Below are 12,063 nucleotides of genomic sequence, written 5' to 3'. Positions count from 1 at the left end.
TTCCGGTCCCGGCCCGACGGTAAGGGCAGATCCTGAAATCGGCGCCCGAGAGTCCATCGCACCCGCGCGGGGCGGGCTCGGCCGCGCCGACCCCGCCGAGCCCTCTCGGGAGACGTCACCATGTCCCGACCTTCGATCCAGATCCACCCGATGATCCTGTGCGGGGGGACGGGGACGCGGCTGTGGCCGGCCTCGCGGGAGAGCATGCCCAAGCAGTTCGCCCGTCTGGTCGACGCCGAGCGCTCGACCTTCCAGGCGACGCTGGCGCGGGTGTCGGACGCCACGGTCTTCGCCACGCCCACCGTCATCGCCTCGGCCGAGGCCCGCTTCATCGTCGCCGAGCAGCGCGACCAGCTCGGTCTCTCCGCCGACATCCTGCTGGAGCCGCAGGGCCGCGACTCCGCCGCCGCCGTTGCGGTCGCGGCGCTGCACGCCGCCGCCAGCGACCCGCAGGCCGTGGTGCTGATCATGGCCGCCGACCACGTCGTGCCCGACACGGCGGCCTTCGTCGACGCCGTGCGGCGCGCGGCCGCCGGCGCCCAGGCCGGCTACACGATGACGCTCGGCATCGAGCCCGACCGGCCGGCCACCGATTACGGCTACATCCGCCGCGGCGAGCCGATCGCCGAGGCCCCGGGCGCGGCCCGCGTCGCCCGCTTCGTCGAGAAGCCTACCCAAGCCGGCGCCGAGGCGCTGATCACCGACGGCGCCCTGTGGAACTCGGGCTACTTCCTGTTCCGCGCCGACCTGATGCTGGCCGAGCTGGAGGCGTTCGTCCCCGAGGTGCTGGCGGCCGCGCGCGCGGCCCTGGAGGCGGCGGTGACCGACCTCGACTTCGTCCGCCTCGACGCGGCGGCCTTCGCCCAGGCGCCCAAGATCTCGATCGACTACGCGGTGATGGAGCGGACCGCCCGGGCCGGCGTGCTGCCGGTGTCGTTCGCGTGGTCGGATGTCGGCACCTGGGACGCGGTCTGGCAGGTGCTGGACCACGACGAGGCCGGCAACGCCGTGCGCGGCCGGGTGTCGCTGATCGGGACCAAGAACAGCCTCGTGCACAGCCAGGGCGAGGGCCTGACGGCGGTGGTGGGCCTGGAGGACGTGGTGGTGGTCTCGACCCCCGACGCGGTGCTGGTGGCCTCCAAGGCGCATTCGGGCAAGGTGAAGGAGCTGGTCGGCGCCCTGCGGGCGCAGGGCGCGCCGGAGGCGGACGCGCACCTGCGGATGTACCGTCCCTGGGGCTGGTATCAGCGCATCGACCTCGGCGAGCGCTTCCAGGTGAAGCGGATCCAGGTGGTGCCGGGCGGGCGGCTGTCGCTGCAGAAGCACTACCATCGGGCGGAGCACTGGGTGGTGGTGCGCGGCACCGCCGAGGTCACGATCGACGAGCGGGTGGTGCTGGTCCACGAGAACGAGGCGGTCTACCTGCCGATCGGCTCGATGCACCGGCTGGCCAACCCCGGCAAGATCCCGCTGGAGTTGATCGAGGTCCAGGTCGGCTCCTACACCGGCGAGGACGACATCATCCGCGTCGAGGACATCTACGGCCGCTGAGCGCCCGGCCGGGCAGCCTGCGACCCGATCACCCGCAGCCGCGCCCGGAACATGCGGCCGCCCCGATCGATAGCCTAGCGTGTGGCCGCTCCCGTGCGGCCGCGCCGCAGCGTCGGGGACACCGCATGAAGCACAAGCCGCTCCGCGAGCAGGTCATCGTGATCACCGGCGCCTCGTCGGGCATCGGCCTCGCCACGGCGCGGATGGCGGCCGAGCGCGGCGCCCGGGTGGTGCTGGCGGCCCGCAGCGGCGACGCCCTGGCGCGCGTCCGCGCCGAGATCGAGGGTGTCGGCGGCAAGGCGATCGACGTCGTCGCCGATGTCGGCCGGCGGGCCGACGTGCAGGCCGTCGCCGACCGGGCTGAGGCGACCTTCGGCGGCTTCGACACCTGGGTGAACGTGGCCGGCGGCTCGATCTACGGCCGGTTGCGCGAGATCAGCGACGCCGACCACGAGCGCCTGATCCAGACGAATTTCTGGGGGACCGTCTACGGCTCCCTCGTGGCGACCGAGCACCTGCGCCAACACGGCGGTGCCCTCATCAACGTCGGCAGCATCGCCTCCGACCTCGCCTTCCCGTTCCAGGGCATGTACGCGGCCTCGAAGCACGCCGTGAAGGGCTTCACCGACGCCCTGCGCATGGAGCTGATGGACGAGAACGCGCCGATCTCGGTGACGCTGATCAAGCCGGCCTCGATCGACACCCCCCTGCCCCAGCGGGCGCGCAACTACATGGACCGCGAGCCGAGCCTGCCGCCGCCGATCTACCCGCCGGAGGAGGTGGCGAACGCCATCCTGCACGCAGCCGTCCACCCGCAGCGCGACATCTTCGTGGGCGGGGCCGGCAAGGCCTTCGTGGCCGGCAAGGAATTCGCGCCCGGCGCCTACGACTATCTCGGCCCGGCCATCATCGCGCTCCAGAAGCGCCGGAGTGCGCCCCGCAACCCGGACGGCGCCCTGCACGCGCCGGTCTCAGCGGGCGAGACGCGGGGCGACCCGCCCGTCCCGGTCATGCGGACCAGCGCCTATACCCGCGCGACCCTGCACCCCCTCGCGGCGGCGGCGGGCCTGCTCGGCGTCGGCGCGGCCACGGCCTTCGCGGTGCTCGGCACCTCGTCCGGGCGCCGGCGGCGCCTGTAAGTGGCTGTCGCGACGGAGACCCTACCCGGCCCCGTCCGACCGGCGCGGGAGGCCGGGACCGGCCCCGAGGCCGATCCCCGGATCGTGCCGCGCCGGATCGTGTCCCTGGCCGACGACCGGACGATCGCCTACGCGGAGACCGGCGCCGGGCCGGACCTCGTGGCGATCCACGGCACGCTGATGTGCCTGGAGGACGTCTGGCTCGGGCCCGTGCCGGCTCTGGCCGAGCATTTCCGCGTGGTCGCCGTCGACCGCCCGGGCCACGGCTTCAGCCGCCGGCCGCGCGGCGGGGGCGCCGACATCTGGGACCAGGCGGCGTCCATCCGGGAGGCGGTGCGGCGCCTCGGCCTGGAGCGCCCGGTCATCCTGGGCCACTCGTTCGGGGGCGCCGTCGCCCTCGCCTACGGCATGCTCCATCCGGACGAGGTGGCCGGCATCGTCGCCCTCGCGCCGATCTGCTTCCCCGAGCCGCGGCTGGAGCAGGTGCTGTTCGGGCCGCGGGCGCTGCCCTTCGGCGGCGACGCGCTGTCGGCGTTCCTGGGCGCCAGCAGCGACCGGGCGCTACTCCCGCTCCTGTGGAACGCGATGTTCTTCCCCGAGGCGATGCCGGCGCGCTTCGCGCGGGACTTCCCCTTCGCCCTCGCGGGTCGCCCGGCACAGATCACCGCCGAGGGCGAGGATGCGGGCTGGCTCTGGCCGGGGCTCGCGCGCAGCGTCCTCGGCTACCCGTCCCTGCGCCGGCCCACCCGTATCCTGGGCGGCAGCGCCGACCTGGTGGTGAACACCGAGTTGCACGCCCGGCGCGCGGCCGGCCTGATCCCGGGGGCGCGGTTCGAGTCCCTTCCGGGGGCCGGCCACATGCTGCACCACCTGCAGACCGACGCGGTCGTGCGCGCGGCCCTGGCGGTGCGGTCGGAGGCCTGACGGACCCGGTCACGAGCCCCGCGGGCGGGGCCTCCCTCAGCGGATGAGCGCCTTGATCTGCTGCTTGGCGCCCGCCTTCAACCGGGCCAGCCCGCCGCGGGCCTGCCGCTCGCGCTCCTGCCGCAGCGTGCGCTTCTCGGCGTTCCAGGGATGCTCGTGGCGGAGCGTGTGCTCCGGCGCGCGGACCCCGAAGCCGAGGGCGTAGGCGCGCCGCGGTCCGGCGCTGAGATTCGGCCCGGCGCAGTGCAGGGTCCGGCAATCGTGGAAGGTGGCGCCGCCCGCCGGGAGCGGACACGGGACCGCGCGCTCCACCGGAACGCCGAGGGCCTCGAGCCCGTGGATCCGCGGGTCGCCGCCGATGCTGCGATGGGGGAGGAGCGGCTCCCGGTGGCTGCCCGGGACGTAGAGCATGCAGCCGTTCTCCGGCGAGACGTCCTGCAGGGGCATCCAGACCGTGATCGCCCGGTAATTCGTGTAGGCGGCGTAGAACGCCTCGTCCTGGTGCCACGCGGTGGCGGCGCCGATCTTCGGCGGCTTGCGGATCGCGTGCTCGAAGACGAGCGCCGCGCGATTCCCCAGGAGCTGGCGCGACATGGCCAGGGCGTTGGCCCGGAACAGGATGTCCCGGAGCAGAGGCTCGAAGCGGGACGGGTTGAGGAGCTGGGGCGAGCGCGCCTCGCTGGCGCCGCGGTCGACGTCGACGAGGTCGAATAGGCTCCCGTCCTTCCAGCCCCGCGCCTCCTCGAACAGACGGTCATAGGCGCCGCGCAGGGTGTCGAGCTCCTCTGCGGTGGTGATCGCCGGGACGGTGACGAACCCGTCGCGCCGGAACGCGGCGATCTCGTCGTCGGTCAAGATCCGCGTCGGGACGCGCGCCTGCGCACGATTACCCACGATCCAGCGGACGAGCCGCGACCGTGCCTCGGCCGCGCGGGCGGAGAGGCCGTTCCCGGCATCGGCGACGCCGAGCCCCAGGCGATCCGGAATCGTGACTGGCATCGCACCCTCCGCTTCGAAGTGATTCCGCGAGGATGCCCACGTCTATTCCGAGGCTTACAGTACCGATTCTTAGGTATGACTGAGCGTCACAGCCTCAGGCATTTGCCTTCAGCTTCATCATGAACCACCTCCGGTTGAGATTTCCGGTTGCAGCTCTTTCCGGGGCCGGACGCGGCTGCCGGCCGCCAGCGGCGCTCCCGCTGACGGGCGATGCCGGCGCGGAAGCGCCGCGCCAATGCATCGGATTGCTCGCATTTCCGGAACCAATTTCTTTCATGGCCGATATTTAATGCATCTGCGGGGGGTATTGATGAGTTCTGTGAAAGATCGGGGCGATCAATACGGACCGATTTCCCGGAGAGTGATGATGAATATCTTAACGAAAGCTGCCGCGGCCGTAGCCCTGGCGGCGCTGCCGGTCTCGGCCGCGCAGGCGATGCCGGTCGTGGCCGATCCGGGCCTCGCGGCGCCGATCACGCTCGTGGCGGGGGGATGTGGGCCGGGCGCCTGGCGCGGCCCCTGGGGCCACTGCCGCAGCACGCCCTATGTCGGTCCGCTGCCCGGCGGCTGGTATCAGGTGCGAGCGGGGAACGGCTGCCCGCCCGGCTACTGGCGCGGACCGTGGGGCCATTGCCGCAACACGCCGTATCACGGACGGCTGCCGAACGGCGGCTACCGGTAGCCGCCCGTCCTCACCGTCGACGGAGGCCGGCGCCGGAGCGCTGGCGGGCGGTGAGGGACTCGAACTCCTGACCCTCTCCGTGGAAGAATCGGCGTTCCCAGGCCGTAGAGCGACGGCACAGGGGAAAGACGAAGCGGGCCTCGCGAGGTCCTGTCGGAACAGGTCTCCGAAGAATATCCGGAGACCTGTTCCGAGCCTGTTCCTCGGATACCTCCTGTGCCCTACGACCGAGCGTCGCGCGACACGGTCTCCACAACGCCGCGCAGATGCTCCGGGAGGTGGTGGCCATAAACCTGCTCCACGACCTGCCCGTTGGTGCCGAGCGCTCGAGCAACCTTGCCGAACGGCACGCCCGCCCTCATGCCCCCCGTCGCGAAGGTGTGGCGCAGTGCGCGCGGCAGTTCAGCCAGGGCGCGTTGGCGCCCGACAATGCCTGATTGAACTCTTCAATAATAGTGACGACGAATGACCAGCGCGACGAGGGCAGCAACGGCTCCCAAGGCCGCCCCGATTGGTGTGAAAAGCAAAACGACCATATAGCCGGCCGTGCCTTCGCGCTGAGTTACCTTCATGATGTCAACATACCAAGCACCGACGAGAAAACCCAGTATTGCACCCGCCACTGCTCCGCAAATGGCGGCACCTAGATACACAAAAATCGAGAATAAAATCTGATTGAACGCCATCGACACGCGAGCCCGCCCTCGAATCAGGGCGAAGCATCCGAAGATCCTCCTGTTTTTGCAACAGGCCCACTCTCTAATTGTGTCCTAGTACTGATATTCGCCCTCGCCAGATTTATCGGCGCCTCCACAGGCGCGCCGCATCGTGGCGGGGCAGCTAGCGACCCGTTCGCTTCAACGTCCCTTGGAACTCACACGAGGCGCCGTGCCACATCGTGCAGCCCTGTTCTTCCAAGACGACGGACCGGAAATCCGAAGCGTAGCGGGCGGTGATCCGACAGGTTTGCCCACCTTCGGTTTTGCTGAAGACGACCGTGTCGGGTCCGGTCGGCCGCCCTTTCATCGTCACCTCACCGCCGCAGCCCTTGGTTCCCGTTGAGAACCGGGCCGTGAAGCTGGCTGCGCCCGCTGCCTTCACCTCGACGCCCTGCTCGTAGCCGTCCTCCTGGTGCTCGAAGGTGCCCACCGCCCTGGCTCCGGGGCCCGCAGCGTGCGCGACCGTGGAGACGAGCAAAGGGAGGAGGATCGCGAGCCGGGGGAGCATTACCGCACCTTATCAGATCGAGGAGAGCGATAACCCTGGGCGGCCCGCACGATGATCGCCACGACGCTGACGGCCAGCAGCAGGATCAACGCCTCGTAAGCCCACGGCCCGAGCCACGATGCGACCGCGTCCGGCATGTGACGCACGAGCGTACGCACGATGCCCGCGGCGAGCGCGATCAGCGTGACGAGGCCGAGGGCGAATTGAAGCCAGCGGGGCATGCGGCTTAGGTTAGCACGCTCCGCCAAGCCGGTCAGCGGGCAGCCTGCCGCTCGAACTGGATCCCGCGTTTCTTCTGGACGGAGACCTTTTCCAGCGCCTTCATCTCGTCCTTGAGGCGCACCAGCTCGGTTCGGCGTGTCCTAGGACCGGGCCGTGGAGGCGCAGCAGCGCAGGCGCGACGGCCAGAAGATGTCCGAGGCGCTCGAGCCGTCGACTGCCGGCGGCGGCTTCACGTCCTCTCCTTTGGGCCGCGGCCTAGCCGGAACCACGATGCCGTAAGGTGCCGTCAGAACGGCTGTTGAGGCCGGAATTTGCCGGCCTCACATCAGCAAACAACTGAAAACGAGAAACAATCTTGGTGGGCGGTGAGGGACTCGAACCCCCGACCCTCTCCGTGTAAAGAAGACGCTCTACCAACTGAGCTAACCGCCCGGCTGGCGACCGTTACGGCATGGTCCCGGTCCGGTGCAAGGGTCCGCACCCCGGATCCTTATCAGGGATCGATGAGCCGCGTCGCCAGCACGGGTGTCAGGCCGATGCTTTCGACAGGTTCGGGCCTCGACGGGGCCTGCCCGAACGCGCCCGCGGCCAGAACCGCGCGGGTCCCCGCCTCGACCGAGCAGATCACCGGAACGGGAACCTGCGGAGCGATCCGCGCGGCGAGCCCGGCCAGACCGGCACCGCCCAGGATGACCGACTCGGCGCCGGCCCCCGCGCAGGCGCGGCAGGCTTCGGCGAGGATCTCCAAGGCCGCGTCCGGGTCACGGGCGATGGTGCCGCCGCTCGGAGCCACCGTGCGGAGGGCTGCGAGAGCGTCGGCGAGGCCGAGCGCCGCCACGAACTCCCGCAGCATCGGCTCCCAGGCCGCGCCTCCGGTGACGATCCCGAAGCGACCGGACGCAGCGGCCTCGCGGCAGGCCGCTTCCGCCATGCCGATGACAGGTACCCGCGACAGCTCGCGCAGGGCGAGGAGGCCGGGATCACCGAAGCAGGCCAGGTAGACCGCATCGCAGCCGGCGCCGTGCTCCGCGAGAGCGTCGAGGGCCGCGTGGCCGGCGATCGCCGCCGCCGCCCGGCTCGCGATGTAGCGGGCTCCGAACCGGCCGGTGACGGCGCGCAGCTCCGCACGGCCGCCGAGCTGAGTGCGGACATGGCCGGCGACGAGATCGGTGACGTGCGCACTCGTGTTCGGGTTGATCAGCAGGATGCGCATCCGGGCCTCCGCGCTCGCGTCCGCGCATGAAAAAGCCCCCGGGGCTCGGGGCACCGGGGGCTCGTCTCAACGATCGGGCGGCTCAGTGCGCCACGAAGGCGGCGCCGTCCTCTTCGGTCCGGGCGGGCTTCGCCACCGGGAGCGGCTCCTCCCACTCGATCGCCTCGGGCTGACGGACCAGCGCCTTCTCCAGCACCTGATCCATCCGCGACACGGGCACGATCTCCAGCCCGTTCTTCACGCTGTCGGGCACCTCGGCGATGTCCTTGGCGTTCTCCTCGGGGATCAGCACCGTCTTGATGCCGCCGCGCAGCGCGGCGAGCAGCTTCTCCTTCAGACCGCCGATCGGCAGGACCCGGCCGCGGAGCGTCACCTCGCCGGTCATCGCGACGTCGCGGCGGACCGGGATCCCGGTGAGCGTCGAGATGATCGCGGTGGCCATGGCGATGCCGGCCGACGGACCGTCCTTCGGGGTCGCCCCTTCCGGAACGTGGACGTGGATGTCGCGGCGGTCGAACAGCGGCGGCTCGATCCCGAAGTCGATCGCCCGGGAGCGGACGTAGCTCGCCGCCGCCGAGATCGACTCCTTCATCACGTCCTTCAGGTTGCCGGTGACCGTCATCTTGCCCTTGCCGGGCATCATGACGCCCTCGATCGTCAGCAACTCGCCGCCGACCTCGGTCCAGGCCAGACCCGTCACCACGCCGACCTGATCGTCCGCGTCGATCTCGCCGTAGCGGAACTTCGGCGGGCCGAGGAAGACCGGAAGGGTGTCCGGGGTCACCGCGACCGACTTGGTCTTGGTGATCAGGATCTCCTTCACCGCCTTGCGGATCAGGTTGGACAGCTCGCGCTCCAGGTTGCGGACGCCGGCCTCCCGCGTGTAGCGGCGGACCAGCATCATCAAGCCATCGTCGTCGATCGACCACTCGTGCGTCCCGAGGCCGTGCTTCTTCAGGGCGTTCGGGATCAGGTGCTTGCGCGCGATCTCGACCTTCTCCTCCTCGGTGTACCCGGCGATGCGGATCACCTCCATCCGGTCCATGAGCGGGCCCGGGATGTTGAGGGTGTTGGCCGTGGTCACGAACATCACGTTCGAGAGGTCGTAATCCACCTCCAGGTAGTGGTCGTTGAAGGTGCTGTTCTGCTCAGGGTCGAGAACCTCGAGGAGCGCCGCCGACGGATCGCCGCGGAAGTCCATGCCCATCTTGTCGATCTCGTCGAGCAGGATGAGCGGGTTCGAGGTCTTGGCCTTGCGCATCGACTGCACGATCTTGCCGGGCATCGAGCCGATATAGGTCCGGCGGTGACCGCGGATCTCGGCCTCGTCGCGCACGCCGCCGAGCGACATCCGGACGAACTCGCGACCCGTCGCCTTGGCAATGGACTTGCCGAGCGAGGTCTTGCCGACACCGGGAGGACCGACGAGGCACAGGATCGGGCCGGTGAGCTTGTTCGCGCGCTGCTGCACCGCGAGGTACTCGACGATCCGCTCCTTGACCTTGTCGAGGCCGAAATGATCCTCGTCGAGCAGCGCCTGAGCGCCGAGCAGGTCCTTCTTGATCTTCGAGCGCTTGCCCCACGGGATGCCGAGCATCCAGTCGAGGTAGTTGCGCACGACGGTCGCCTCGGCCGACATCGGCGACATCTGGCGCAGCTTCTTCAGCTCGGCCGTCGCCTTGTCGCGGGCCTCCTTGGAGAGCTTGGTCTTCTCGATCTTCTCTTCCAGCTCGGCCAGCTCGTCGCGGCCGTCCTCGGAGTCGCCCAGCTCCTTCTGGATCGCCTTCATCTGCTCGTTCAGGTAGTACTCGCGCTGGGTCTTCTCCATCTGCCGCTTGACGCGGGTCCGGATGCGCTTCTCCACCTGGAGCACGGAGATCTCGCTCTCCATCAGCGACAGCACGCGCTCGAGGCGCGGCGCCACCGTGGGGGTCTCCAGGATGCCCTGCTTGTCGGAGATCTTGACGAGCAGGTGCGAGCCGATCGTGTCGGCGAGCTTCGACGGCTCGTCGATCTGGGTCACGGCGGAGACGACCTCGGGAGAGATCTTCTTGTTCAGCTTGACGTAGTTCTCGAACTCCGAGAGCACGGAGCGCGCGAGCGCCTCGGCCTCGACGCGGTCGCCGAGCTCGTCGTGGAGCGCCTCGGCGGTCGCCTCGTAGAACTCATCCGAGCGGGTGAAGTCGACGACCTTGGCGCGGCCGACACCCTCGACCAGCACCTTCACGGTGCCGTCGGGCAGCTTCAGCAACTGGAGCACCGAGGCGAGCGTGCCGATCTTGTAGATGGCGTCGGTCGCCGGGTCGTCGTCGCCCGCGTTGATCTGGGTGGCGAGCAGGATGTGGCGGTCGGTGCGGACGGCCTCCTCGAGGGCGCGGATCGACTTCTCGCGGCCCACGAACAGGGGCACGATCATGTGCGGGAAGACGACGATGTCGCGCAGGGGGAGGACGGCGTAGGAGCCCGTCGAACCCGGGACCACCGGCTGGCGCGATTTCGACTGTGACATGTGACTTCCTCTCAGGGACGCCCAGGTTCGGCGCCCCCATGCACGGAGCGCGCCTACAGCCGGGTGCCGACCGGGCCGCGAGGGTCGGATTTCGCTAACTTTGCGGCTGGCGACGCGGACCGGACCTCGAAGGAGCGTGCGGCCACCGCGCTGAGCCTGAGGTGGCTGCGAGGAAGCGCGTTTTCAAGGCGATCCCCGCAGCGCGCCCGGCCTGGGCCGGGCGCCTGATGCAACCCTGCCGAGTGCCTACGCGCTGACGCTCGCGGGCGTGTCCTTGTTGCGGTCGCCGTGGATGTAGAGGGGGCGCGATTTGCCCTCCACCACCTCCGGACCGATGACCACCTGCTCCACGGACTCGAGGCCCGGCAGGTCGTACATCGTGTCGAGCAGGATCGTCTCCAGGATGGAGCGCAGGCCGCGGGCGCCGGTCTTGCGCTCGATCGCCTTGCGGGCGACGAGCGACAGCGCCTCGTCCTGGAACGTCAGGTCGACGTTCTCCATCTCGAACAGCCGCTGGTACTGCTTGACCAGGGCATTCTTCGGCTCCTGCAGGATCTTCTTCAGCGCGGCCTCGTCGAGGTCCTCCAGCGTCGCCAGGACCGGCAGACGGCCGACGAACTCGGGGATGAGGCCGAACTTCAGCAGGTCCTCCGGCTCGACCGAGCGGAAGATCTCGCCGGTGCGGCGGTCGTCCGGGGCCTGCACGGTCGCGCCGAAGCCGATCGAGGTGCCCTTGCCGCGCTGGGAGATGATCCGCTCCAGCCCCGCGAAGGCGCCGCCGCAGATGAACAGGATGTTGGTGGTGTCGACCTGCAGGAATTCCTGCTGCGGGTGCTTCCTTCCGCCCTGCGGCGGGACGGAGGCGACCGTGCCCTCCATGATCTTCAGGAGCGCCTGCTGCACGCCCTCGCCCGACACGTCGCGGGTGATCGACGGGTTGTCGGACTTGCGCGAGATCTTGTCGATCTCGTCGATGTAGACGATGCCGCGCTGCGCCCGCTCGACGTTGTAGTCCGAGGCCTGGAGCAGCTTGAGGATGATGTTCTCGACGTCCTCACCGACGTAGCCGGCCTCGGTCAGCGTCGTGGCGTCCGCCATGGTGAACGGCACGTCGAGGATCCGGGCCAGCGTCTGCGCGAGCAGGGTCTTGCCCGAGCCGGTCGGCCCGATCAGCATGATGTTGGACTTGGCCAGCTCGACGTCGTTGTGCTTCGTCGCGTGGGCGAGCCGCTTGTAGTGGTTGTGCACCGCGACCGAGAGGACCTTCTTGGCGAAGTCCTGGCCGATGACGTAGTCGTCGAGGACGCGGCGGATCTCCTTGGGCGTCGGCACGCCGTCGCGGCTCTTCACCAGCGAGGATTTCGACTCCTCGCGGATGATGTCCATGCACAGCTCGACGCACTCGTCGCAGATGAACACCGTGGGGCCGGCGATCAGCTTGCGGACCTCGTGCTGGCTCTTGCCGCAGAACGAGCAATACAGCGTGCTCTTCGAGTCGTTGCCGCCAGTCTTGCTCATATCGGTCTCCGATTCCTCGCGTCCGCCGCCGGCAAGGGGCGGACGCGCATCGCATGAATGTAGGGGGCCCGTTTAAAGA

The 12,063-nt window shown here is 69.6% G+C and carries 11 protein-coding genes and 1 tRNA gene; 4 read left to right on the top strand and 8 right to left on the bottom strand.

Features of this window, described 5'->3' with window-relative positions; all coding sequences use genetic code 11:
• Positions 1–120: 120 nt before the first annotated feature.
• The 3 genes from ACLBYB_RS07070 (at position 121) to ACLBYB_RS07060 (ending at position 3,614) form a co-directional block, all read left to right on the top strand.
• A complete protein-coding gene (locus ACLBYB_RS07070) occupies positions 121–1,551 on the top strand; it encodes a mannose-1-phosphate guanylyltransferase/mannose-6-phosphate isomerase (protein ID WP_100250603.1) in 1,431 nt (476 codons plus the stop codon).
• 125 nt (positions 1,552–1,676) lie between these two features.
• Complete coding sequence (locus ACLBYB_RS07065; protein ID WP_447698340.1) at positions 1,677–2,690, top strand: SDR family oxidoreductase; 1,014 nt, start codon at positions 1,677–1,679, stop codon at positions 2,688–2,690.
• The gene (locus ACLBYB_RS07060; protein WP_447698339.1) at positions 2,691–3,614 is read left to right on the top strand and encodes an alpha/beta fold hydrolase; all 924 of its coding nucleotides are present in this window, start codon (positions 2,691–2,693) and stop codon (positions 3,612–3,614) included. It begins immediately after the preceding gene.
• Between the two features lie 36 nt (positions 3,615–3,650).
• Here ACLBYB_RS07060 and ACLBYB_RS07055 read toward each other — a convergent pair whose 3' ends face one another.
• Positions 3,651–4,613, bottom strand: a complete 963-nt coding sequence (locus ACLBYB_RS07055; protein WP_447680871.1) for a phytanoyl-CoA dioxygenase family protein — start codon at positions 4,611–4,613, stop codon at positions 3,651–3,653.
• Between the two features lie 364 nt (positions 4,614–4,977).
• On the opposite strand from ACLBYB_RS07055, the gene ACLBYB_RS07050 reads away from it, so the two are divergent.
• A complete protein-coding gene (locus tag ACLBYB_RS07050) occupies positions 4,978–5,295 on the top strand; it encodes a GCG_CRPN prefix-to-repeats domain-containing protein (RefSeq protein WP_170855074.1) in 318 nt (105 codons plus the stop codon).
• A gap of 446 nt (positions 5,296–5,741) precedes the next feature.
• Here the strand turns inward: ACLBYB_RS07050 and ACLBYB_RS07045 are convergent, their stop codons facing one another.
• The 7 genes from ACLBYB_RS07045 to clpX form a co-directional block, all read right to left on the bottom strand.
• Positions 5,742–5,987, bottom strand: a complete 246-nt coding sequence (locus ACLBYB_RS07045) for a hypothetical protein (protein WP_447698338.1) — start codon at positions 5,985–5,987, stop codon at positions 5,742–5,744.
• Positions 5,988–6,135: 148 nt separating this feature from the next.
• Complete coding sequence (locus ACLBYB_RS07040; protein WP_447698337.1) at positions 6,136–6,444, bottom strand: hypothetical protein; 309 nt, start codon at positions 6,442–6,444, stop codon at positions 6,136–6,138.
• Between the two features lie 77 nt (positions 6,445–6,521).
• A complete protein-coding gene (locus tag ACLBYB_RS07035) occupies positions 6,522–6,743 on the bottom strand; it encodes a hypothetical protein (protein ID WP_331299404.1) in 222 nt (73 codons plus the stop codon).
• A gap of 357 nt (positions 6,744–7,100) precedes the next feature.
• A tRNA-Val gene (locus tag ACLBYB_RS07030) sits at positions 7,101–7,176 on the bottom strand.
• 61 nt (positions 7,177–7,237) lie between these two features.
• Positions 7,238–7,957: an aspartate/glutamate racemase family protein gene (locus ACLBYB_RS07025; RefSeq protein WP_447698336.1), complete on the bottom strand. Its 720-nt coding sequence runs from the start codon at positions 7,955–7,957 to the stop codon at positions 7,238–7,240.
• An 82-nt stretch (positions 7,958–8,039) separates the two neighbouring features.
• On the bottom strand, positions 8,040–10,466 hold the full coding sequence (gene lon / locus ACLBYB_RS07020; RefSeq protein WP_447698335.1) for an endopeptidase La: 2,427 nt from the start codon (positions 10,464–10,466) through the stop codon (positions 8,040–8,042).
• A gap of 246 nt (positions 10,467–10,712) precedes the next feature.
• Positions 10,713–11,984 carry an ATP-dependent Clp protease ATP-binding subunit ClpX gene (gene clpX, locus ACLBYB_RS07015; RefSeq protein ID WP_020090762.1) on the bottom strand — a complete coding sequence of 424 codons (1,272 nt, stop codon included), beginning with the start codon at positions 11,982–11,984 and terminating at the stop codon, positions 10,713–10,715.
• Positions 11,985–12,063: the final 79 nt, after the last annotated feature.

The sequence above is a fragment of the Methylobacterium sp. D54C genome, assembly GCF_053345595.1.
The sequence above is the reverse complement of the archived record's forward strand: the minus strand, read 5'-3'. Positions and strand labels throughout refer to the sequence as shown.